Source organism: Flavobacterium anhuiense (assembly GCF_900101855.1).
In the GTDB taxonomy this organism is placed as follows: Bacteria; Bacteroidota; Bacteroidia; order Flavobacteriales; family Flavobacteriaceae; genus Flavobacterium; species Flavobacterium anhuiense.
This window is the reverse complement of record NZ_FMVC01000004.1, coordinates 595,571-618,555: the sequence shown is the minus strand read 5'-3', so window position 1 is coordinate 618,555 and position 22,985 is coordinate 595,571. Positions and strand designations below refer to the sequence as shown.

25 protein-coding genes and 1 tRNA gene are annotated in these 22,985 nt (G+C 33.9%); 15 read left to right on the top strand and 11 right to left on the bottom strand.

Annotated elements, in window-relative coordinates:
• Window positions 1-30 precede the first annotated feature (30 nt).
• The 6 genes from BLP44_RS13825 to dnaA form a co-directional block, all read right to left on the bottom strand.
• The gene (locus BLP44_RS13825; RefSeq protein WP_008467969.1) at window positions 31-912 is read right to left on the bottom strand and encodes an SDR family oxidoreductase; all 882 of its coding nucleotides are present in this window, start codon (window positions 910-912) and stop codon (window positions 31-33) included.
• Window positions 913-989: 77 nt separating this feature from the next.
• A complete protein-coding gene (locus BLP44_RS13820; RefSeq protein ID WP_091133696.1) occupies window positions 990-2,117 on the bottom strand; it encodes a methionine aminotransferase in 1,128 nt (375 codons plus the stop codon).
• Window positions 2,118-2,158: 41 nt separating this feature from the next.
• Window positions 2,159-2,677 (bottom strand): energy transducer TonB, encoded by a 519-nt coding sequence (locus BLP44_RS13815; RefSeq protein WP_244511775.1) that lies wholly within the window; start codon window positions 2,675-2,677, stop codon window positions 2,159-2,161.
• A 14-nt stretch (window positions 2,678-2,691) separates the two neighbouring features.
• Window positions 2,692-3,405: an SAM-dependent methyltransferase gene (locus BLP44_RS13810; protein ID WP_008467974.1), complete on the bottom strand. Its 714-nt coding sequence runs from the start codon at window positions 3,403-3,405 to the stop codon at window positions 2,692-2,694.
• A 60-nt stretch (window positions 3,406-3,465) separates the two neighbouring features.
• Window positions 3,466-3,933 (bottom strand): low molecular weight protein-tyrosine-phosphatase, encoded by a 468-nt coding sequence (locus tag BLP44_RS13805; protein ID WP_091133692.1) that lies wholly within the window; start codon window positions 3,931-3,933, stop codon window positions 3,466-3,468.
• An 8-nt stretch (window positions 3,934-3,941) separates the two neighbouring features.
• Window positions 3,942-5,369 carry a chromosomal replication initiator protein DnaA gene (gene dnaA / locus BLP44_RS13800; RefSeq protein ID WP_008467978.1) on the bottom strand — a complete coding sequence of 476 codons (1,428 nt, stop codon included), beginning with the start codon at window positions 5,367-5,369 and terminating at the stop codon, window positions 3,942-3,944.
• A gap of 187 nt (window positions 5,370-5,556) precedes the next feature.
• Here dnaA and BLP44_RS13795 point away from each other — a divergent pair, with 187 nt between their 5' ends.
• Window positions 5,557-5,970: an acyl-CoA thioesterase gene (locus BLP44_RS13795; protein ID WP_008467980.1), complete on the top strand. Its 414-nt coding sequence runs from the start codon at window positions 5,557-5,559 to the stop codon at window positions 5,968-5,970.
• 24 nt (window positions 5,971-5,994) lie between these two features.
• On the opposite strand, the gene BLP44_RS13790 is transcribed toward BLP44_RS13795, so the two are convergent.
• From BLP44_RS13790 to ribD, 3 genes are read right to left on the bottom strand one after another with little or no spacing between them, the layout of a single operon-like run.
• A complete protein-coding gene (locus BLP44_RS13790) occupies window positions 5,995-6,627 on the bottom strand; it encodes an IMPACT family protein (RefSeq protein ID WP_066033755.1) in 633 nt (210 codons plus the stop codon).
• 11 nt (window positions 6,628-6,638) lie between these two features.
• Window positions 6,639-7,241 (bottom strand): HAD family hydrolase, encoded by a 603-nt coding sequence (locus BLP44_RS13785; RefSeq protein WP_008467985.1) that lies wholly within the window; start codon window positions 7,239-7,241, stop codon window positions 6,639-6,641.
• The gene (ribD, locus tag BLP44_RS13780; RefSeq protein ID WP_091133690.1) at window positions 7,234-8,283 is read right to left on the bottom strand and encodes a bifunctional diaminohydroxyphosphoribosylaminopyrimidine deaminase/5-amino-6-(5-phosphoribosylamino)uracil reductase RibD; all 1,050 of its coding nucleotides are present in this window, start codon (window positions 8,281-8,283) and stop codon (window positions 7,234-7,236) included. The genes BLP44_RS13785 and ribD overlap by 8 nt, the downstream gene beginning before the upstream one ends.
• A gap of 96 nt (window positions 8,284-8,379) precedes the next feature.
• Here ribD and BLP44_RS13775 point away from each other — a divergent pair, with 96 nt between their 5' ends.
• Together BLP44_RS13775 and prmC are read left to right on the top strand one after the other, a co-directional pair.
• Complete coding sequence (locus tag BLP44_RS13775) at window positions 8,380-8,865, top strand: GNAT family N-acetyltransferase (RefSeq protein ID WP_066033757.1); 486 nt, start codon at window positions 8,380-8,382, stop codon at window positions 8,863-8,865.
• A gap of 86 nt (window positions 8,866-8,951) precedes the next feature.
• Window positions 8,952-9,806 carry a peptide chain release factor N(5)-glutamine methyltransferase gene (prmC, locus tag BLP44_RS13770; protein WP_091133688.1) on the top strand — a complete coding sequence of 285 codons (855 nt, stop codon included), beginning with the start codon at window positions 8,952-8,954 and terminating at the stop codon, window positions 9,804-9,806.
• Window positions 9,807-9,876: 70 nt separating this feature from the next.
• Here prmC and BLP44_RS13765 read toward each other — a convergent pair whose 3' ends face one another.
• Complete coding sequence (locus BLP44_RS13765) at window positions 9,877-11,121, bottom strand: ABC transporter permease (protein ID WP_091133686.1); 1,245 nt, start codon at window positions 11,119-11,121, stop codon at window positions 9,877-9,879.
• A 183-nt stretch (window positions 11,122-11,304) separates the two neighbouring features.
• Between BLP44_RS13765 and hisS the strand changes: the two genes are divergently transcribed.
• From hisS to BLP44_RS13705, 12 genes are all read left to right on the top strand, one after another.
• On the top strand, window positions 11,305-12,732 hold the full coding sequence (gene hisS / locus BLP44_RS13760) for a histidine--tRNA ligase (protein WP_091133684.1): 1,428 nt from the start codon (window positions 11,305-11,307) through the stop codon (window positions 12,730-12,732).
• Between the two features lie 254 nt (window positions 12,733-12,986).
• A tRNA-Trp gene (locus BLP44_RS13755) sits at window positions 12,987-13,057 on the top strand.
• A 322-nt stretch (window positions 13,058-13,379) separates the two neighbouring features.
• Complete coding sequence (locus tag BLP44_RS13750; RefSeq protein ID WP_008467996.1) at window positions 13,380-13,958, top strand: nucleotide exchange factor GrpE; 579 nt, start codon at window positions 13,380-13,382, stop codon at window positions 13,956-13,958.
• A gap of 70 nt (window positions 13,959-14,028) precedes the next feature.
• A complete protein-coding gene (dnaJ, locus tag BLP44_RS13745) occupies window positions 14,029-15,135 on the top strand; it encodes a molecular chaperone DnaJ (protein ID WP_008467998.1) in 1,107 nt (368 codons plus the stop codon).
• A 161-nt stretch (window positions 15,136-15,296) separates the two neighbouring features.
• Window positions 15,297-16,226, top strand: coding sequence for an ABC transporter ATP-binding protein (locus BLP44_RS13740; protein WP_091133682.1), 930 nt, complete (start codon window positions 15,297-15,299; stop codon window positions 16,224-16,226).
• A 77-nt stretch (window positions 16,227-16,303) separates the two neighbouring features.
• Complete coding sequence (locus tag BLP44_RS13735; RefSeq protein WP_091133680.1) at window positions 16,304-17,620, top strand: ABC transporter permease; 1,317 nt, start codon at window positions 16,304-16,306, stop codon at window positions 17,618-17,620.
• Window positions 17,621-17,820: 200 nt separating this feature from the next.
• Window positions 17,821-18,984, top strand: coding sequence for a sigma-54-dependent transcriptional regulator (locus tag BLP44_RS13730; RefSeq protein ID WP_008468003.1), 1,164 nt, complete (start codon window positions 17,821-17,823; stop codon window positions 18,982-18,984).
• A gap of 98 nt (window positions 18,985-19,082) precedes the next feature.
• A complete protein-coding gene (locus tag BLP44_RS13725; RefSeq protein WP_008468005.1) occupies window positions 19,083-19,745 on the top strand; it encodes a DEAD/DEAH box helicase in 663 nt (220 codons plus the stop codon).
• Window positions 19,746-19,854: 109 nt separating this feature from the next.
• Window positions 19,855-20,643 (top strand): alpha/beta hydrolase, encoded by a 789-nt coding sequence (locus BLP44_RS13720; protein ID WP_244511774.1) that lies wholly within the window; start codon window positions 19,855-19,857, stop codon window positions 20,641-20,643.
• A 13-nt stretch (window positions 20,644-20,656) separates the two neighbouring features.
• Window positions 20,657-20,875, top strand: coding sequence for a putative signal transducing protein (locus BLP44_RS13715; RefSeq protein WP_091133675.1), 219 nt, complete (start codon window positions 20,657-20,659; stop codon window positions 20,873-20,875).
• Window positions 20,876-20,946: 71 nt separating this feature from the next.
• Window positions 20,947-21,750, top strand: coding sequence for a Cof-type HAD-IIB family hydrolase (locus tag BLP44_RS13710; protein ID WP_091133673.1), 804 nt, complete (start codon window positions 20,947-20,949; stop codon window positions 21,748-21,750).
• 6 nt (window positions 21,751-21,756) lie between these two features.
• Window positions 21,757-22,287: a GNAT family N-acetyltransferase gene (locus BLP44_RS13705; RefSeq protein ID WP_066033762.1), complete on the top strand. Its 531-nt coding sequence runs from the start codon at window positions 21,757-21,759 to the stop codon at window positions 22,285-22,287.
• Window positions 22,288-22,354: 67 nt separating this feature from the next.
• On the opposite strand, the gene BLP44_RS13700 is transcribed toward BLP44_RS13705, so the two are convergent.
• Window positions 22,355-22,879, bottom strand: coding sequence for a hypothetical protein (locus tag BLP44_RS13700; protein WP_008468013.1), 525 nt, complete (start codon window positions 22,877-22,879; stop codon window positions 22,355-22,357).
• Between the last annotated feature and the right edge of the window lie 106 nt (window positions 22,880-22,985).

Below are 22,985 nucleotides of genomic sequence, written 5' to 3'. Positions count from 1 at the left end.
AAATATTCTGAATTTAGTAAGCACTTGTATTTATTTATTCTTTTTTGCTTTAATCATCATTTCAAGCTGATCCCAAAGTTCTTCTGGAATTGCCTCTAATAAGTTGAATTGTCCGGCACCTTTTAACCATTCGCCACCATCAATTGTGATTACGTCTCCATTTATGTATGAAGAGAAATCTGAAACTAGGTAAGCAGCTAAATTTGCTAATTCTTGGTGATCTCCAACTCTTTTTAATGGCACTTTTTTAGCCATGTCAAATTTCTCTGAAAGATCTCCAGGCAATAATCTGTCCCAAGCACCTTTTGTAGGGAATGGTCCAGGAGCAATTGCGTTAGAACGAATTCCGTATTTTGCCCACTCTACAGCAAGACTTCTTGTCATTGCTAAAACTCCCGCTTTTGCAGTAGCACTAGGAACCACATAAGCAGATCCTGTCCAAGCGTAAGTAGTTACTATATTTAAAATCGTTGCCGAAGTTTGTTTCGTGTCAATCCAGTGTTTTCCAAAAGCTAACGTACAGTTTTTAGAACCTTTGAGTACGATATCTATCACAGTATCAAAAGCATTTGCAGATAATCTTTCGGTTGGCGAAATGAAGTTTCCTGCCGCATTATTTAAAAGAACATCTACTTTTCCGAAAACCTTTAAAGTTTCCTGAAGCATGTTTTCGACTTCTTCGTAATGGCGAACATCACATTGAAGAGGAAGACATTTGCCTCCAGTTTGGCTTTCCAGTTCGGCAGCTGTGGTTTTTAACTTCTCTAAATCTCTAGAGGTTATCGCTACTTGAGCTCCTAATTCGAGAAAATATTTGGTCATAGCTTTGCCTAAACCGCTTCCGCCGCCTGTAACGACAATGACTTTGCCTTTTAAAGCATCATCACGCAACATTTTATCTGTGTAGCTCATATTTTTTCTTTTTTTTACAATATTAGTTAAATAAAATAGGATGCACGCATAACAATGTTATAAAATTTTGAAAAATTTTATATATCGCATAATTTTTTTGCTGCAGATTCAAGTGTGAACTCGTCTTTGGCAAAGCAAAAACGAATTAATTTTTGATCCTTATGATCTGAATAAAAGGTCGAAATAGGAATTGCAGCTACGCCATGATCGATAATTAGATTTTTACAAAAAGTTACATCGTCATCATTTGAAATATTAGCATAGGAAGCAACCTGAAAATAAGTTCCTTCGCAAGGTTTTAGTTCAAAACGACTATTTTGAAGCAGTTTTTGAAAATAATCTCGTTTTTCCTGATAGAATTTTCCAAGAAGATTGACATCAACAACATCTAAATATTCGCTAATGGCAAACTGAGAAATACTATTCACGCTGAAGACCAAAAACTGATGGACTTTTTTGATTTCTTTCATTAAATGTTCTGGAGCAATAGTGTAGCCAATTTTCCAGCCTGTTATATGAAAAGATTTTCCAAAAGAAGAAACCATCACGCAACGGTCTAAAAGGAAATCTTTTGTATGTGCCGAAATATGTTTTTCTTCGAAAGTAATATATTCGTAAACTTCATCGGATAAAATGATAATGTTTGGATATTTCTCCAGAAGATTTTTTAATTGGACAAAATCATTTTCAGTTAAGATTTTTCCAGTCGGATTATGCGGATTATTGATAATCATCAATCTGGTTTTAGCAGAACATGCTTTTTCAATTCTATCCCAATTTGGAGTATAATCGTCATTTAGAGCAACTCGAACAGGTTTTGCTTTACAAAGTAAAACAGGAGATTCGTAAGAATCATAACTTGGATCAAGAATAATTACTTCGTCATTTTCTCTTACTAAAGCTAAAATTGTTGTAAAAATTCCTTGCGTTGCTCCAGCCGTAACCAAAAGTTCTAAATCAGGATTAATCGTTCTATTGTATGAATCCTGAGTCAGCTTTGCAATTTTATTCATCAACGGCGGATAACCTGCCATTGGAGTATATTGATGTACATTTTCCTTTGCTAATCTTGCAACTATATCTGTTAATCTTTCGTCAACAGGGAAATTTGGAAATCCCTGAGAAAGATTTATGGCATTGTATTCGGTTGCCATTTTTGACATTACCGTAAAAATGCTTGTGGTTATGTTAGGGAGTTTGCTCATAGTGAAGTTTGATTAGGGAAAACTTGCAGGCCAAATAGAAATTAAAGGTTTTGTTCCTGATGATTATCCACAGGTATTGATAAATAGTAAAGAGTTCTCACAAGTCTATGATTATTGGTTGCCGGAATCCATTTAGGAGCTTTTTTTAGAACGCGAATTGCTTCGTTTCCTGTGCCGTGCCCAATATCTTTAATAACTTTTATATTGCTAAGATTCCCGTCTTTTTCAACTACAAAATTTACTTCAAGCATACCTTTTACATGTTCATCTTCTTCAGGGTAGAAGAAATTATTTTTGATGTATTTTTGAAATTTCTGTATTCCCCCTTCAAAATCAGGTTTTACATCAATTGAGTCAATAGCATATATTGTGGTGTCTTCTTTTATTTGAACTTCATTATCACTATCAGATATATTTGCTTCTGTGATAGATTCTTCAAAGTTGTTTTCTTTAACAATATTCTGTTCTGTTTTTTCTTCTTTTGAAGCTTTAGTTTCTGTGAAAAAATTACATTGTGTGAAACCAATCAAAATCAAAATTAGCATTAAAGTTTTTTTCATTCTCATAAGATTAATTACATTTTATGAATAATAAAAATAGCAGGACGCTTATCAATGTCAATTTTTAATTTTTTCCAATCAGCAACTTTCAATGTTTTGATGAATTCTGTTGGCAAAGTAATATCTGCCGCAATACAAAGATGTGTCGCAGGACTTAAAATCTGCAAAAGATCTTCTATCAGTTTATTATTTCTGTAGGGAGTTTCAATGAATAATTGCGATTGATTTTTATCATAAGATAATTTCTCAAAATGACGAATTGCCGATTTTTTCTCGTCTTTATCAATTGGTAAATATCCGTTGAAAGTAAAACTCTGGCCGTTCATTCCTGAAGCCATCATAGCCAATAGGATAGAAGAAGGACCAACTAAAGGCACAACCTGAATCCCTTTTTCATGTGCCAATTTTACAATTGCAGCACCTGGATCTGCAACGCCAGGACAGCCAGCTTCGCTCATTAATCCCATATTTGTTCCTTCCAGCAAAGGTTTGATGAAATCATTGTGTTCGCTAGTTTCTGTTCTTTTGTTCAAAGTAAAAAGAACCAATTCAGATTGTTTTTTTTCTGGATAAACGGCTTTTATAGATTTTCTAGCAGTTTTATCATTTTCAACAATATAGTGGTCGATAACTTCTATCGTTCTTCTAACAGTCTGAGGTAAAACATCCATCGGATCGCTTTCGCCCATTGTAGTTGGAATTAGATATAATTTTCCGAAAGATTTCATGTGCTTTTGTTTAAAATTAAAAAATTCAATTATCTCTTTTTTAGAAACAATTGAATTAGATTAGGAGTGTTTTTTAAGAAGTTGGTCTGCAATTAAATCAGTCACTTCGTCCAGCATTTTGTAAACGTTTTCAAAACCATTGGCAGAACCATAGTACGGATCAGGAACGTCTACATTTTCGTCTGGAAATAAATCGTTTAAAATCAAACGGACTTTGTTTTTGTGTTCTGGAGTTTTGGCTAAATGAATAACATCGCGAAAATTCGAATTGTCCATTACATAGATATAATCAAACTCATCAAAATCAGAGGCTTTTATTTGTCTTCCTTTTTGTGCGCTGATATTGATTCCGTATTTTTTGGCAACTTCAATAGAACGTTTGTCAGGACAATGTCCAACATGCCAAGAACCTGTTCCGGCAGAATCAACTAAAAATTTATCTTGAGGTAATTTAGAGGCTAAAATTCCTTCTGCTAAAGGTGATCTGCAGATATTCCCTAAACAAACCATTAAGATTTTTACAGGCATGGCGCGTCTTAAAGCGTTAGTTTTTTATTGATGTCTTCAACAAACTTTTTAAATTGTTTGTCTGTAGAAACTAAGTTGTCGACTGTTTTACAAGCGTGAAGAACAGTTGCGTGATCGCGATCTCCAATTTGCGAACCAATATTAGCCAAAGAAGCTTTAGTGAATTTTTTAGCGAAGAACATGGCTAATTGTCTTGCTTGCACAACATGCCTCTTTCTAGTTTTAGATTGAAGTGTTTCAATGTCTAATTGGAAATAGTCTGAAACAATTTTTTGGATATAATCGATAGAGATTTCTCTCTTTACGTTTTTAACAAATTTCTCTACAACACTTTTCGCCAGTTCAATTGTAACTTCTTTTTTGTTGAAAGAAGATTGAGCGATCAATGAAATAATAGCTCCTTCAAGTTCTCTTACGTTTGTTTTGATGTTGCGGGCAACGTATTCTAAAATATCTTCAGGCATTTCTACACCATCGCGGTATAAAATGTTTTTTAAGATTGAAATACGCGTTTCGTAATCTGGCTGATGCAATTCTGCAGACAATCCCCATTTAAAACGAGATAATAATCTTTGCTCGATATCCTGCATATCAACAGGAGCTTTATCAGAAGTTAAGATTACTTGTTTTCCGTTTTGGTGCAAATAGTTGAAAATGTGGAAGAATACATCTTGTGTTCCAGATTTTCCAGATAAGAATTGAACATCGTCAATAATCAAAACATCAATTAATTGGTAAAAGTGAATGAAATCATTACGATTATTCTTTTTTACAGAATCAATGTATTGCTGTGTGAAAATCTCAGCAGAAATATATAAAACCGTTTTTTCTGGATATTTATCTTTTACTTCTACACCTATAGCATGCGCTAAGTGTGTTTTTCCTAAACCAACCCCTCCAAAAATTAATAATGGGTTAAATGAAGTTCCCCCTGGTTTGTTGGCAACTGCCATACCAGCAGAACGAGCCAATCTATTTGAATCTCCTTCTAAGAAGTTGTCAAAACTGTAGTTCGGATTTAACTGAGACTCAATTTTTAAATTTCTGATTCCAGGAATTACAAAAGGATTTTTAAGTTCAGGATTTAAGTTTTTAAACGGAGCATCAACCTCTTGCGGTTTCATTGGCACTCTATTGGCACTTGGCAGCTGCTCGGTAAACGGCTGTTTATTGCCATAAGTGTTCTCCATTTTAATTTTATAGAGTAACTTTGCGTTTTTTCCCAGTTCTTTGGTAAGCGCAACTTTCAATAATTTTACGTAATGCTCTTCGAGCCATTCGTAGAAAAATTTACTTGGAACCTGAATGTATAATGCGTTATCGGTTAGCTCAACTGATTTGATTGGTTCGAACCAAGTTTTATATGCTTGGTCTTGAATATTATCCTTTATAAAGGACAAACAGTTTTCCCATACCGATTGAGCAGTTTTAGTCATAGATTCAGATAAATTTTTATTATTGTTATAAAGATTCTCCTAATAAAAAAGGAGCAATTTTATTCCGTATTTCGGGATAACAAATATGTGAACAAATTTCTGTAAAAAAAAATATTTTGGTATCTAATTTTATAAAAAAAAGTTGTAAAGAGCCTTTTCAAATTCGAATTTTTTTAATATTTTATAAATGAAAAATCATCAGACTCAAGTACGAGTTCGTTACTCAGAAACTGACCAAATGGGAGTCGTTTATCACGGAAATTATGTGCCTTATTTTGAGATAGGACGCGTGGAATGGCTTAGAAATAAAGGGGTTTCGTATAAAAGCATGGAAGAAAGCGGAATTGGTCTTCCAATTGTCAACATGAATATCAACTACAAAAAATCGGCGCGATACGACGAACTTTTAACAATTCACACTACATTCAAAAGTCACTCTTCTGTGAAGATCGAATTTGACTGCGCAATCTATAATGAGGCGAATGAGTTATTAACAACTGCAACGTTTATTTTAGTATTTGTTGCGTTAAAAACAGGTCGTCCAACAGCTCCTCCAGAATACATTTTAGATATATTCAAATCACTGGATGAAAAGTGTTAAAACTGCCTTCATTTTGATGTTAAATTATATAATTTTGATATCAATTTCGAACATTAAATCAAAAATGCTGAATACTGTTTCGGCATTTTTTTTTCTCGTTTTTGTCACAATTTTGCCAATTGGCAGTCCAGAAACTTCATCCATTTCCATTTCCTGAGATACGATTTCTAATTTCTTTTCTTTGATCACTCTCATGACTTTGTTCATGTTTTTATAATCAAAAGAAATTAAAAATTCGACGTCTATTGTTTTTTCTACAATTTCACAAACTTCTAAGGTCTGCTGCGCTGTAGTTCTATAAGCTGCAATTAAACCGCCAACACCCAATTTTACTCCTCCAAAAATACGAACGACTACTACAAGAACGTTAGTTAATCCAAAAGATTGTATCTGGCCGTAAATTGGTGCTCCAGCTGTGTTGCTGGGTTCGCCATCATCATTGGCACGATACGAAACTTTATTTCCAACACCAATTTGGTAAGCATAACAATAGTGCACCGCATGCGGATGCTGCTTTTTTAGCTCTTCAATAATGGGCTTTACTTCATCTTCGTGATCTATTGGAAAAGCATAACCAAAGAATTTACTGCCTTTTTCCTTAAACAGTATTTCTTCAGATGCAGCCGCAATAGTTTGATAAGTATCGTTAATTTCCAAAAGCAGTATTCTTAAAGTATATTTTTTTTATAAAGATCGACCACATCTTCTTTCCCAACTTGAAGATTCCAAACTTTGATTCCTAAAGCCGCGGCGCTATCGGTATTTTCTGTCTTGTCGTCAATAAATAAGGTGTTTTCGGCAACTAGATTGTTTTGTTCAAGAACAAACTGATAAATTTTCGGATCTGGTTTTCTCATTCCGATATCAAAAGAAAAATATACTTTTTCAAAACAGTCATAAAAATCCTTGTAAAAAGAAACGCCACTTTTTTCTTCAAATGTATTGATGTGAATAGAATCGGTATTGCTTAACAGAAACAATCGGTATTTTTTTGATAATTCCTGAAGAAATTCCAAACGATAAAATGGAAAATCTGCCAAAACAGCATTCCAAGCTTTTAGAATATCTTCCTTTGAAGCATTGGGCAATTGTTTTTGAAAACCGCCGATGAAATCTTCTGGAGAAATAGCGCCCACTTCAAAAGAAAGATTTAATTGTTCAAATTCATTATTCCACTCCTTCATTCCTAATTTTTGTAAACCAGAAATTGTGGCAGGTTTGTCTAAATTGATAAAAATGTCTCCGAAGTCAAAAATTATCGCATTAATCATGATTTTTAATCTGTATTAGTTCGTCGCTTAAAATGTTGGTTTTGATGCTGTTTTTTCTTGAAATATTTGGAGCTTTCGTTCCTTTTTCAAAACTTGTTTTTCCAATAAAAATTCGTGCCTCGTCCCAAAGATTTTCATCGATAAAAGATTGAAGCGTTTGTCTTCCGCCTTCAATAATCACAGATTGAATTTGATTTTGGTATAAAACATCTAAAATCTGAGGCACAATATTTTTGCTGAAATCAATTACTTCAAATTGTGTGTTTTTTGTTGGTGATTTTTCTTTTTCGCTAGAAAAAATAATAGTTTTCACAGTGTCATCAAAAATAAAACTGTTTTGATCAATTCTGTTATTTCGATCTATAACAACTCTTGTTGGATTATTTCCGTCCCAATCTCTGGCGTTTAATTTCGGATTGTCATCAACTACAGTTTGTGTTCCAACTAAAATTGCTTGTTCTTCAGTTCGCCATTTATGAACCAATTGTCTCGAATATTGATTGGTGATCCAAACCGGTTTTCGATCTTGATTGCTAACTTTTTCTGGCGCCAGAAAACCATCCTGACTTTCCGCCCATTTTAAAATTACGTAAGGCCTCTTTTTTTGATGAAAAGTAAAAAAGCGTTTGTTCAGCTCGTTGCATTCATCTTCTAAAACACCAACGGTTACATTAGCGCCAGCTTCAATTAATTTCAAAATGCCTTTTCCAGCTACTTTTTCGTTAGGATCAACTGTGCCGACTACAACATTCGGAATTTCATTTGCAATAATCAAATCACAGCACGGAGGAGTTTTTCCAAAATGGCTGCACGGTTCTAAGCCTACATAAATTGTAGCTTTTTTCAACAGCGATTTGTCTTTTACCGAATTTACGGCATTTACCTCTGCATGTGGCTCACCAGCCTTCTTATGCCAGCCTTCACCAATAATCTGACCTTCATAAACAATCACACTGCCAACCATCGGATTCGGATACGTTGTTCCAAGTCCATTTTGTGCCAGTTCGATGCAGCGTTTTATATATTTTTCATGTATATTCACAGTGCAAAAGTAGTTATTTTTGAGTTTATGACTAAGTTAAGAAGCTACAGAAAAAGTATATTTGCTTTTGCTTATATAATGATTTAGAATAAAAAAATGGTAAATTGGTTAATACGTACAATTGAAAAGAAAGACAATCAGGTAGTTGCAAGTTTGATACGTTCTGTTTTTGATGAACTGGAAATTCCAAAAGTAGGTACAGCATACGAAGATCCTTATCTAGATTTGATGTTTGAACAATATAGCAAACCCAAATCGATCTATTTTGTTGTCGAAAATGAAGGAGAAATTGTTGGCTGCGCTGGTATTGCACCTTTGGAAAATGGTGACTCCGAAATTTGCGAATTACAGAAAATGTATTTCCTTCCAAAAACAAGAGGTTTAGGAATTGGCTCTCAAATGATGGAAAAATGTTTAGAGCAAGCTAAATCTTTTGGTTTTAAAAAATGCTATATCGAAACCATGCCATTTATGCATGCCGCACAAAAACTTTACAAAAAATCCGGTTTTGAGTATTTAGATGCTCCAATGGGATGTACTGGGCATAATTCTTGTCCTGTTTGGATGCTCAAAGTTTTGTAGCTTTAAGGTAACAAATTTAAAACAAGCAAGACTTATTGAAAGATAAATGTCAGTTTCGGCTGATATAAAATGCTCAAAAAATAAAAATGAAAATTAAACAATATCGTACTGAGTTTATTAAAGAATTATCTCCTTTTTACGATGCGTACGAAGCAGAAAGCTTTTTTTATTTGATACTTGAAGATAGATACCAACTTCGCCAGATTGATTTAGCCTTAAATCATGAATTAGTATTTGATGAGAAGGATTTCGCGATCTGGAACGAGTTGCTAAATCAGCTGAAGAAAGAAGTTCCTATTCAGTACCTACTTGGAAAAACCAACTTTTATGGTTTGGATTTTGAAGTAAATGAGAATGTTTTAATTCCAAGGCCAGAAACAGAAGAATTAGTTGAATGGATTATTAATGAAAATGCAAGTCCAGATAAAAACAAAAAAATAAGAATTCTCGATATCGGAACAGGAACGGGCTGTATTGCGATTTCGCTGGCTAAAAATCTTCCGAATGCTGAAGTTTTTGGTGTTGATGTTTCTAAAAAAGCGATTGAAACCGCAAAAAGGAATGCCATTAGAAATGATGTAGAGGTGACTTTTATGCTGCTGAATATTTTAGAAACTGATGAATTTACCTGTCAGTTTGATATCATTGTTTCTAATCCGCCTTATGTGCGAAATCTAGAAAAAGTAGAAATAAAAAAGAATGTACTGGATTACGAACCGCATTTGGCGCTTTTTGTAGAAGATAGCGATCCGCTTATTTTTTATAGAAAGATTGCTTCCCTAGCTCAAAACGGACTTCTGAAAAACGGAAAACTGTATTTTGAAATCAACCAATATCTTGGAAAAGAAATGATTGATTTGCTGGAAAGTATGAGTTTTCAAAACGTTGAGCTTAGAAAAGATATTTACGACAACGATCGTATGATAAAAGGGAATATTTAAGTTTTCAGTCTTGGTCTCAGTTTTCAGACAGTATTGACCGAAAATTGAGACCGAAAACTGCGACTAAAAATTATTCATATCGCAAAGCTTCAATAGGATCTAATTTTGATGCTTTAATAGCTGGATATAAACCAGAAACCAATGCTACGCAAAAACTTGTTGCGAAAGCGGCAAAAATCGCCATCCACGGAATCACAAAAACAAAGCTCATGGCCGTTGCAATAGCAAAACCAAGCAGAATTCCCAAAATGATTCCGACCAAACCTCCAATTTGTCCAATTAATAAAGTCTCGATAAAAAACTGAAAAGCAACTGTTGATCTTTTGGCTCCCAAAGCTTTACGAACGCCAATTTCGCGGGTACGTTCTGTAACCGAAACGATCATAATATTCATTAAAGCAATAGAAGATCCTAAAATCGTAATAACGGATATAATCCAAGCGGCCCAGCCTAAATATTTGGTAATGCCTAAAATTCGGTTAATTAAGTCATCACTGCGCCCAATGCCGAAATTATTATCTCTTACAGGACTAAGTTTACGAACCCTTCTCATGGTACTTGTAGCATTGTCGACAGCTTCGTCTAAAAGTTCTTTTTTAGAAACCATCACACTGATTGTATAGTTGATGTTTGGTGCAGAAAATAAGGATCTCGCAACCTGAATCGGAATCAAAACGCGTAAATCTTGGCTGTTCCCAAAAGTAGAGCCTTTTTCTTTTAGAACGCCAATAACCTTAAATCGTGCACCGCGAATCGAAATGATTTTATCTATCGGATTTACATCTTTTAAAAGTCCTTTTTCAAAATCAGAGCCGACAATACATGAATAGGTGTTGTTGTCAATATCAAATTGATTAAAAGAACGACCTAAAGTAGTTTCTAAGCCAGAATTGGCAATGAAATGCTCGTCTACACCAACAACTGTAATTTCGGGGTCTGTTTTGGTATCTAAATATTTTACTTCAGCTTTTGAGGTTGCAGTAAAAGAAAGGGATGTTTCTGTAAAAGGATATTTGTATTTATTTTTAAAAGCAACAGCTTCAGGATAAGAAATAATTGGATTGATAACTTCACGCTCGTTTCCGCCACGATTTCGAACCGTATTTTCGTATTGATTGATGTTGAACGTATTAGCTCCCATTGATGCAAAATTGGTGGAAATTGTATTTTCTAATGCAGAAACTACCGTAAGGATACCCACCAAAGCAGTAATACCGATAGCAATAATTAAAACAGTAAGAACGGTACGCAGAATTTGGGTTTTGATAGAACCAAAAGCAATTCGGATATTTTCTTTAAATAATTTTAGCATCATGACCAATTTGTCACGAAAATACGGTTTTTGTTACAAGTTTGTTTTCGAAGTGTTATTATTTATTTTAAAAAGTAAGATATTTGCATTCGCTTAAAAATTAAAAGAAATAATGTCAAAGAATTTTAGGTTTTTAGTTTTCAAAGGAAATCTAAAATCTAAAATCAACAATCTAAAATAAAAAAAATGGCTTCAAAACCAAGTATACCAAAAGGAACAAGAGATTTTTCACCAGCAGAGGTGTCAAAACGTCAATATATTATTCAGACTATAAAAGCTAATTTCGAGAAATTCGGTTTTCAGCCAATCGAAACGCCCTCGTTTGAAAATTCAGATACCTTAATGGGGAAATATGGCGAAGAAGGAGATCGTCTGATTTTTAAAATTTTAAATTCAGGTAATTTTTTCTACAATAAAAGTAAAATTGAATTACCAGAATCAATCGAGGAATTACAGCTGAATTCTGCTGAAAAAATCACTTTAGAGCAAAGAATCGAATTAAATAAATTCACAGGAAAAATTTCTGAGAAAGCCTTGCGTTACGATTTGACAGTTCCGTTTGCAAGATATGTAGTGCAACACCAAAGTGAAATTGAATTTCCGTTCAAAAGATATCAGATTCAGCCAGTTTGGAGAGCAGATAATCCGCAGAAAGGGCGTTTTAGGGAATTTTTTCAATGTGATGCTGATGTTGTCGGTTCAAAATCACTTTGGCAGGAAGTAGAATTGGTTCAATTATATGATACTGTTTTTACATCGTTAGGTTTAGAGGGTGTTACAATTAAAATCAATAACAGAAAAATTTTATCTGGAATTGCTGAGGTTATCGGTGCTTCAGATAAATTAATTGATTTTACAGTTGCGCTTGATAAATTGGATAAAATTGGAGAAGATGGCGTTAAAAAAGAAATGATAGAAAAAGGAATTTCTGAAGAAGCGTTGGTAAAAGTGCAACCGCTTTTTAGTTTCTCAGGAACTTTTGCAGACAAAATTGCACAACTTTCGGACTTGTTGTCATCTTCTGAAGAAGGAATGAAAGGTGTGGAAGAATTGAAATTTATTTGCGACAATGTGGCCGATTTAGGTTTATCGACTGCAATTTTAGATTTGGATGTGACATTGGCACGTGGTTTAAATTATTACACCGGAGCTATTTTTGAAGTTGCGGCTCCAAAAACAGTAGCAATGGGATCTATCGGTGGTGGTGGAAGATACGACGATTTGACGGGTATTTTCGGATTGAAAAATATGAGTGGTGTCGGAATCTCTTTTGGATTGGATAGAATCTATCTAGTTCTGGAAGAATTGCAATTGTTTCCAGAAACGGTTGCGGCTACTTCTAAAGCATTATTCTTGAATTTTGGCAACAAAGAAGCTTTGTATGCTTCAAAAGCGATTCAGAGATTGAGACAGGAAAATATAAAAGTAGAATTATATCCAGACAATGTAAAAGTGGGTAAACAATTTCAATATGCAGATAAACGTTTGATTCCGTTTGCGGTATTGGTTGGAGATCAGGAAATTAATTCAAATTCGTACACGCTTAAAAATTTAGTGACAGGAGAGCAGGTATCTGTAGCTTTCGACGGATTGAAAAAAGCTTTACAGTCCTAAATTAAGTTATGTTTCACGCAGATTCTGCAGATTGGAGCAGATTTAATTTGATTTAAAAACGAAATCTATTTTAATAATCTGCCTAAATCTTTTTAAATCTGCGTGAAATATTAAAAAATACTTTGAGAGGCTAACTGTCTGGAACAAAAGTTTTTGCTTCAGATTCCGCAGGTTCAAAGGATTTTCTTTTAAAATCTATGCCTGAAATAGTTGCTGGAGAAGAAAAAAAACTCTTAATTTGCCGACCTTAAGTTACGGGCGTAGTTCAAGGGTAGAATAGCGGTCTCCAAAACCGTTGATGGGGGTTCGAATCCCTCCGCCCGTGCAAAAGAAATAAAATGACAACCAGTCATTAAAAGTATAAAAAAAAGCTTCGTCTCTATAGGCGAAGCTTTTTTTAATATAAGGTAAACTTGAATTAATAATTATTTAGAGGCCAAAGCCAACCCTTAAATTCAATTTTTGGTGGTAATAATTGTTTTTTATTGGTCTCAAAGATAATATAAACTAAAACGTAATAGTCTTAAAATTATAATAAATTTTTTCTATGTGATTGCGTTTTTTAAATGTCTCATAATTAATAAAGTGACAATTTGACATTTTATAAGATTTGGCAGTACTTTTGCAATCCAACAAAGAAATAAAAAATGAAGTTTAAAAATATTTTTAAAAATAAAAGCAATATGACTACGGAAAATACAGAATTCGATCAGGAATTAGATGACGCAACGATAGAGACTAACGCCAATGGAGAGCAATTAATTGTTGAAGAATTAAGTGTTGAGGAGCAACTAGCTCAAGACTTAGCCAAAGAAAAAGATAAGTTTTTGAGATTATTCGCCGAATTTGAAAATTATAAAAAAAGAACTTCAAAAGAACGTCTTGAATTATTTAAAACTGCAAACCAAGAAGTTTTATTGGCAATGCTTCCAGTTTTAGATGATTTTGACAGAGCAACTGTAGAGATCAACAAATCTGAGGATGAAAATTTGAAAAAAGGAGTTGAGTTGATCCATGAAAAACTGAAAAGCACTTTAGTTTCTAAAGGTTTAGAACAAGTTGAGATTCAGGCAGGAGATGCTTTCAATGCTGATATTGCTGAAGCAATTACCCAAATTCCAGCACCATCTGATAAATTAAAAGGGAAAGTTGTAGATGTTATTGAAAAAGGATACAAATTAGGCGACAAAATTATTCGTTACCCTAAAGTTGTTGTAGGAAACTAAAAAATGCAAATAAAATTTCAATTGTATTTTTTGGATTTTGGAATTTTAAGATTTGGAATTTAACCTGATTATGAAAAAAGATTTTTACGAAATACTAGGCATTTCAAAAAATGCTGATGCTGCCGAAATTAAAAAAGCGTATAGAAAAAGTGCTTTAAAATACCACCCTGATAAAAACCCAGGCGACAAAGAGGCAGAAGAAAACTTCAAATTGGCGGCAGAAGCTTATGAAGTTTTAAGTGATCCGCAGAAAAAAGCAAAATACGATCAGTATGGTCATCAAGCATTTGATGGTTCTGGCGGATTTGGTGGTCACGGAGGTATGAACATGGATGATATTTTCAGCCAGTTTGGTGATATTTTTGGTGGCGGATTTGGCGGTTTCGGAGGCGGAGGCGGAGGTCCTCGCCGTGCGAAAGGAAGCAATCTTCGAATTAAAGTAAAATTGACTTTAGAGGAAATTGCAAATGGAGTGGAGAAAAAAGTAAAAGTAAAACGTAAAGTTCAGGCAAAAGGCGTAACGTATAAAACTTGTACCACTTGTAACGGACAAGGTCAGGTAATGCGTGTAACCAATACCATTTTAGGAAGAATGCAGTCTGCATCTACTTGTCCTACTTGTGGAGGTTCTGGTCAGATTTTAGATAAAAAACCTTCTGAGGCAGATGCTCAAGGAATGGTTCAAGAAGACGAAACAGTATCAATCAAAATTCCTGCAGGAGTTGTTGACGGAATGCAGTTGAAAGTTGCTAATAAAGGTAACGATGCACCAGGAAACAGTATTCCAGGAGATTTAATTGTAGCTATTGAAGAAATTGAGCATGAATTCTTGAAGCGTGAAGGTGAAAACGTTCACTACGATTTATATATCAGTTTCCCAGAAGCAGTTTTGGGAGCTTCTAAAGATATTGAAGCAATCAACGGAAAAGTTCGCATTAAACTGGAAGAAGGAATTCAATCTGGAAAAATCTTAAGATTGAAAGGAAAAGGAATTCCAAGTTTAAACGGTTACGGAAGCGGAGATTTATTGGTTCACGTAAATGTTTGGACTCCAAAAACATTAAATAAAGAACAAAAACAATTCTTTGAAAATGCTTTAACAGACGAGCACTTTGCTCCAAGTCCAGAAAAATCAGAGAAATCATTTTTTGAGAAAGTAAAAGATATGTTCTCATAATCTTAACTTTTTTAAAATACTATAAATAATCAAAAACCCATTCTAGCATAAAATAGAATGGGTTTTTTGCGTAATATGACACAGATTCGCTAGTAATTATTTACTTTTACAGTCGCTGAACCGTAATGGGAGAAGCAACGCAGTAAATCCTTAAAAATAACATGAGTAACTTACTAGAAGTACATAAAGTCATAAAAAAATATGGCGACTATGTAGCACTTAACGAAGTTTCATTAAATGTGCCAAAAGGCAGTATATATGGGCTATTAGGTCCGAATGGAGCAGGAAAAACTTCCCTTATCAGAATCATAAACCAGATTACAATGCCTGACAGCGGTGAAGTAATTTTGGATGGAGAAAAGTTACAGCCAAAACATGTGCAGACTATTGGCTATCTTCCAGAAGAACGAGGTTTGTACAGTTCAATGAAAGTAGGTGAACAATGTCTGTATCTGGCGCAAATGAAAGGACTTTCTAAAGCTGAAGCCAAAAAACAACTGGATTATTGGTTTGACCGTTTGGGAATTCAAGGTTGGTGGAATAAAAAAATTCAGGAGCTTTCTAAAGGAATGGCGCAAAAAATTCAGTTTGTGGTTTGCGTTTTGCATAAACCAAAATTGCTGATTTTAGATGAGCCATTTTCTGGATTTGATCCCGTAAATGCCAATATTATTAAAGACGAAATTTTGGCTTTAAAAGAACAAGGTTCAACCATTATTTTTTCGACTCATAGAATGGAAAGCGTAGAAGAACTTTGTGAAAATATTGCTTTGATTCATAAATCTAATAAACTGATAGAAGGAAAAGTGGTTGATGTAAAACGTCAGTTTAGAACAAACAGTTTCGAGGTTGGAATTTTGACCAATAATGTTGAAGGATTAATGTATGACATTACACAAAAATTTACTGTTTCTCCAGCTAGTTTTAAATCTTTGAATGATGATTTAAAATTAAATATTCAGATCGGAAATGCTTCTCCAAACGAATTGTTGAATGTTTTAACGCAACGCGGACAAGTAACGCACTTCGTTGAAAAAATTCCAAGCATAAACGATATTTTTATCCAAACGGTTACTGAAAACAAAATTTAAAAATTCCAATATAGAAATTCCAAATTCCAAGCTTATAAATTGGGATTTGGAATTTAAAATTTGAAAATTAATTATTTATGAGTATTATCTCGTTGATTATAAAAAGAGAATTTATTGCTAAAGTCCGCAATAAATCTTTTGTTGTCATGACTTTCTTGAGTCCGCTTTTATTTGTGGCTATTGCTGTTTTTATTGGTTATTTAAGTACCATGAAAGCAGAAACGAAAAGAATTGCGATTCATGATGAAACTGGACTTTTTGCTTCAGATTTTTTAAAGGAAAACAGAAAAGGTGCAGAATTTAAATATCTCAATCTGTCTGAAATTGATGTAAAAGCCTTAAAGGATAGTATTACAAAAGAAAATTTCAGCGGATTAATTGTTATTCCGAAAACCGAAAATAAAAAAGATTTAGAAAGTAAAATTGAATTTATTTCCAATAACAGCCCTAGTATTTCTTTTATTGAAAACACTCAGGATATTATCGGAAATAAAATCACAAAACTAAATCTAGAAGAAGCAAAACTAGATACTCTGGCTATTCAGAAAGCACAGTCAGATGTAAATATTCATTTAGTGAAAGCCTCTGGAGAAGAGAGTTTAAAAGGATTAAATGAAATTAAAATAGGAATTGGCGGTGCATTTGGTTACCTAATTATGATGTTTATTATCATTTACGGAAATATGGTAATGCGAAGTGTAATCGAAGAAAAAACAAACCGTATTATCGAAATCATTATTTCATCTGTAAAGCCATTCCAATTAATGATTGGTAAAATTGTAGGGACTTCTTTAGCAGGAATTCTGCAATTTATAATTTGGGCAATTATCGGTTTAGGATTAATGTTTGCCGCTTCGGCATTCTTTGGCGTAAATGTTGGTCCAACGGCTAGAATTTCTCCAGAAATGATGCAAACGGCTCAGCATGAATTTTCAGGTTCAGCGCAAATGTATATTGCCGAATTATGGAATCTGCCAATTGCAAGTATTATAATCGGATTTGTGATTTATTTTATTGGAGGATATTTTTTGTATAGCTCATTTTATGCGGCAATTGGAGCAGCCGTTGATAATCAAACCGATTCTCAGCAGTTTTTGCTTCCAATATTAATGCCTTTAATTTTAAGTGTATACATCGGATTTTTTACCGTTGTTAATGATCCGCACGGAACTGTGGCCGTTGTATTTTCAATGATTCCGCTTACTTCGCCAATTGTAATGCTAATGCGTATTCCGTTTGGCGTTCCATGGTGGCAAATAGCAATTTCGGTATCATTATTGTTTGCAACATTTTTCCTTGTGGTTTGGTTCGCCGCAAAAATTTACCGAATCGGTATTTTGATGTACGGTAAAAAACCAACCTGGAAGGAATTGTATAAGTGGCTGAAGTACTAGTTCTTTAAAGTTGCAAAGTTACAGAGTGGCAAAGGTTCAAAGTTTTTTTTGAATTTTGTATAACTTACAAAAGCGACTTTAAGATTGTGTATTGAAGCATAAAAGAGATATTACTAATAACAGGTTAATAGGTAGCATAGCGACAAGGATTTTAAACTTTGTCACTCTGTAACTTTGCAACTTTGAACCTTAGAAAAAGAATGAGTAAAATACTAATTGTAGAAGACGAAGCAGCAATCAGAAGAGTTTTGGTAAAAATTTTATCAGAAGAAAATGATTCGTATCAGGTTGATGAAGCAGAAGACGGTGTTGCGGGACTTGAAAAAATAAAAAACAACGATTACGATTTGGTTTTGTGCGATATCAAAATGCCAAAAATGGACGGTGTTGAGGTTTTAGAAGAAGTAAAAAAGATAAAACCAGAAATCCCAATGGTTATGATTTCGGGGCACGGCGACATGGAAACGGCTATTCAAACCATGCGTCTAGGAGCTTTTGATTATATTTCGAAACCGCCAGATTTGAATCGTTTGCTGAATACAGTTCGTAATGCTTTAGATAAAAAACAATTAGTAGTTGAAAATAAAATTCTAAAGAAAAAAGTCAGTAAAAACTACGAAATGATTGGTGACAGCGAATCGATTAATCATATAAAATTGATGATTGATAAAGTGGCTCCAACCGAAGCCAGAGTTTTAATTACAGGTCCAAACGGAACTGGAAAAGAATTAGTGGCGCATCAATTGCACGAAAAAAGCGAGCGTTCTAGTTTTCCTTTGATTGAAGTAAACTGTGCTGCAATTCCGAGCGAATTGATCGAAAGCGAATTGTTCGGACACGTAAAAGGTGCTTTTACATCTGCTGTGAAAGATCGTGCTGGAAAGTTTGAAGCTGCTGACAAAGGAACTATTTTTTTGGATGAAATTGGAGATATGAGCCTTTCGGCGCAAGCAAAAGTTTTGCGTGCGCTTCAAGAAAATATGATTACTAGAGTAGGTGCCGATAAAGACATAAAAGTGGATGTTCGTGTCGTTGCCGCAACCAATAAAGATTTAAAAACAGAAATTGCCGAAGGCCGTTTCCGTGAAGATTTATATCATCGTTTGGCTGTAATTTTAATAAAAGTTCCGCCATTGAATGAAAGACGTGATGATATTCCAGCTTTGATTTCTCATTTTACAGAGAAAATAGCTTCGGAACAAGGAAATGCGGTTAAGTCATTTTCGGCGCAAGCCATAAAATTATTACAGGAATATGACTGGACAGGAAACATTCGCGAACTTCGAAATGTGGTAGAAAGATTAATCATTTTGGGAGGAAACGAAATTTCTGAAACAGATGTAAAAATGTTCGCTAGCAAATAAATGCTTCGCGCAATAAGCTTTAAGCTATAGGCTTTAGGCTTTTAAAAATATAATATTTTAGCTTATAGCATAAAGCTTAAAGCCTAAAGCATAAAAAAATGAAATTAAAAAAGATAAACGAGAAATTACAAGACGGTTTAATTGAAAATGGTCTGACGGAAGCCAATGCTTTGCAGATGGAAACTTTTTCGACCATAAAAAGTGGCGCAGACTGTGTAATTGTTTCGCCAAAAGGAAGCGGAAAAACGACTACAATTGTATTGAATGTAATTCAGCAATTGGCGGGAAAAACAGAAGAATCGCCTCGTGCTTTGATCATTGTTGAGGATAAAGAGAAAATGACCGCTATGGTTGACCTTTTTGAGAAATTAGGAAAATATGCTAATCTAGAGGTTTACGGCGTGCACGACAAAGGAGATATGGATTATGATAAAAATTACGTTTCTACCGGAATTGATGTTTTAATTGGTACGCCAACGAAATTGAATGACATGTTCAGTACGGCGGGTTACAACGTAAATCGTCTTAAAATGTTTATTATTGACGATGCCGATCCGATTTTGAAATTGCGTCACGATGCTAAAATCACTCGTATTTCAAACAGTATTGCCAAAGTACAGCGAATTATTTTTACTGAAACTCTAACAGAACGAATTGAAATTTTGGCAGACAAAATCATGATTGAACCTTATTTATTTGATATGGATGAAGAGGGTGAAGAGGAGCTTGATGAAGAAGAGGATGATATTGAAGAGGAATAATATATAGTCACAGTATACAGTGGCAGTTTACAGCAAAATGTGAACTGCCACTTTTACTTAAAACTTAACTGCAAACTAATTTATGGAGATTTTAAAAACGTTCAAATTCTTGTCAATAGTACTTTTGTGTTTTTTTCTTGTTATTTACGTTTTGATAATTTCCTATGTATATTTTAATCAAGTTGAGTTAGTTTTTCATGCATCGAGATTGCCAAAAGATTATAAGTTTGATTATCAGCAGAAATTTGAAGAAATAAATATAAAATCATTTGATGGAGCTGTCTTAAATGGATTGTTGTTCAAGGCAGAAAATTCTAAAGGGCTTATTTTTTATCTTCATGGAAATGCAGGGACGTTAGAAACTTGGGGGAAGATTGCAAAAGTTTATACCTCTCAGGGCTATGATATTTTTATTTTAGATTATAGAAGCTTCGGTAAAAGTGAAGGTGAAATTGAGAATGAAGAGCAATTAACTGAAGATATATCAATTGTATATAAAAGTATTTCAAAAAGATATTCTGAGGATAAAATTATAATTGCAGGCTATTCTATAGGTTCTGGTTTTGCGACAAAATTGGCTTTAGAAAATAAAGCAAAAGCATTGATTCTTCAGGCGCCGTATTATAATTTTTTGGAATTATCAAGCTCAAGAGTTCCTTTTTTTCCTGATTTCATGAAGAAGTTTAGTTTGGAAACCAATGAATATCTTCCAAAAATAAAGTGCCCAATTTATATTTTTCATGGAACTAACGATCAGTTAATCCCTGTTGAAAATTCGATAAGGTTAAAAAAGCTTTTAAAATCAAATGCTTATTTTTATCCATTAAAAAACCAAGAACACATTGGCGTTAACGAAAATGAAGATTTTCAAAGACAATTAAAAGTAATATTAGAATAAAATAAAGAATACTATGGGATTAATGAAAGTGTTTTCGGGAAGTGAAGTATTAGCAATTGCTTTGCAAGAAAGATTAGAAGAAGCTGGAGTCGAAACAGTTAAAAAAGATAATATTCAATCGGCTCGTTTGGGAGGTTTTGGACAGACAGATTTGGCAGTTGAGGTTTTTATTCAGGAAACTGATTTTGCAAAAGCAAATCCCGTTATTGAAGAATTTAGAATGAGTCTTTAAGAGTTTTCAGTCTCAGTTTTCAGTCACAATACAAACTGAAAACTGAGACTGAGACTGCAAACTATAAAAAAATGCAATACAAAATGTTAGTGCTCGACATGGATGATACCTTGTTGACAGATGATCATAGAATTTCAGATTTAAATAAAAAAGTAATATTAGAAGCACAAGCAAAAGGCGTTTATGTGGTTCTGGCTTCGGGAAGACCAACTACAGCTATGACGGCTTATGCTAAAGAGCTGGAACTCGATGTAAACGATTCGTATATGATTTCGTTTAATGGAGCAATAATTAGTCGTGTTAAAGACGATTTGGTTTTGTTTGAACAGAAATTGATTGTAGAACAAATTCATGCGTTATATGATTATAGCGTAAAGAAAAATACGCACATAATTACCTATTTGGATGACGAAATTATCAGCGAAACGGATTCTGAATTTATAGAAGTAGAAAAAGAAATTACTGGAATGGCGCATCATAAAGTGTCAAGCTTTAAAGATTATGTAGACAGACCAGCGGTTAAATGTATCTTGCTTCAAGATCCAGCGTATTTGAGAACGCTAGAAAATGATTTAAAAGAAGCTATGCCTCATTTAAGCGTTTCGATGTCAAAACCATTTTTCTTAGAAGCGGCGCAACAAGGCATTGATAAAGCGGCAAGTCTGAAGTTTTTGGCTGATAAATTAGGAATTCACCAAAGCGAAATTATCGCCGTAGGTAATGCCGGAAATGACTTAACTATGATCGAATATGCCGGTTTAGGAGTTTGGGTTGATAATGTAACGCCAGAATTGCGTGACAAAGCAGATTTAATCGTAGCTTCAAATAATGATGATGGTGTTGCTGAAGTAGTAACACGTTATATTTTAAACTAAACTAAGATGAAAAAGCCTATTGAAACGGAACGCCTGATTTTACGGGAACTTGAACTTTCTGATGCAGAAGGAATGTACGAATTGGATTCTAATCCAAACGTGCATTTATTTGTAGGGAATAGACCCGTAAAACATATTGAAGAAAGCATTGAATATATCAAGTTTGTTCAAAAACAATATAAAGATCATGGAACAGGCCGATGGGCAGTTGTTTTGAAAGAAACGAACGAATTTATTGGCTGGTCTGGAATTAAGTTTATTACAGACGAAATCAATAACCACAAAAACTTTTATGAGTTAGGATATCGTTTTATCGAAAAACATTGGGGAAAAGGGTATGCAACAGAAGCAGGAAAAGCTTTTGTTGATCGTGCTTTTAACGAAATGAAAGTAGAAGTGCTTTATGCTTATGCAGATGCTGGAAACGAAAATTCTAGAAAGATTTTAGAAAAACTAGGTTTCCATTTTGTGAATTCTTTCGAATATCAAGAAGAATTAGAAGTTTGGTACGAACTTAAGAATCCAAACTCCAACTAAGAAATGTGTTCCAAATCTTTACATACTTAAAAGTCAGTAAAGATTTGGAAACAAATCAGAGTTATAATTATTTTTTAGCTACAGAAACAAAATATTTATTTCCGTCACCCATAGTTAATTTTACACGCTCATCGCAAAGATCGATTGCAAAATTTGCACTTTCGTAACAGCTGCACGTTGTATTTTTGTCTTTAGACATTTCAGTTTTACAGTTGTTGTTTTTAAAACTTGCTAATTGTGGAGTGTATAAACTAACCAAGTCAGTAGAAGCGGTTACTAAAGAAATAATACTTGCAGAATTATTATTGGTAATTCTGTATACAATTCTATCCGTATAGTTTACATCGTTAACAGTTACTTTACGAATGTAGGTATAAGCTGTAGATCCTTCACCTGGTTCTTTAACTTCAAACTTAAACCCAACTGCACGAATAGCAACGTCAAATTGCTGTTGTGAGTTAAAGCTTGCCCAAGTCGTCAATGTACTAATAGTAGGAAATGGATTTGCATTTGCAGCAGGGGCATTAGTTTGCGCTTGCGAACTAAATAAGGTTAAGAACATCAAGCAGATTGTGGGTAAAAATGCTTTCATAAAGCGTGGTATTTGTTATTATAATTTTGCCTACTCTCTTTGGTTTTCGGCTTTCCCATTTCATTTTGTAACACAAAACAACAACATAACGAGTAAAATTCAAAAT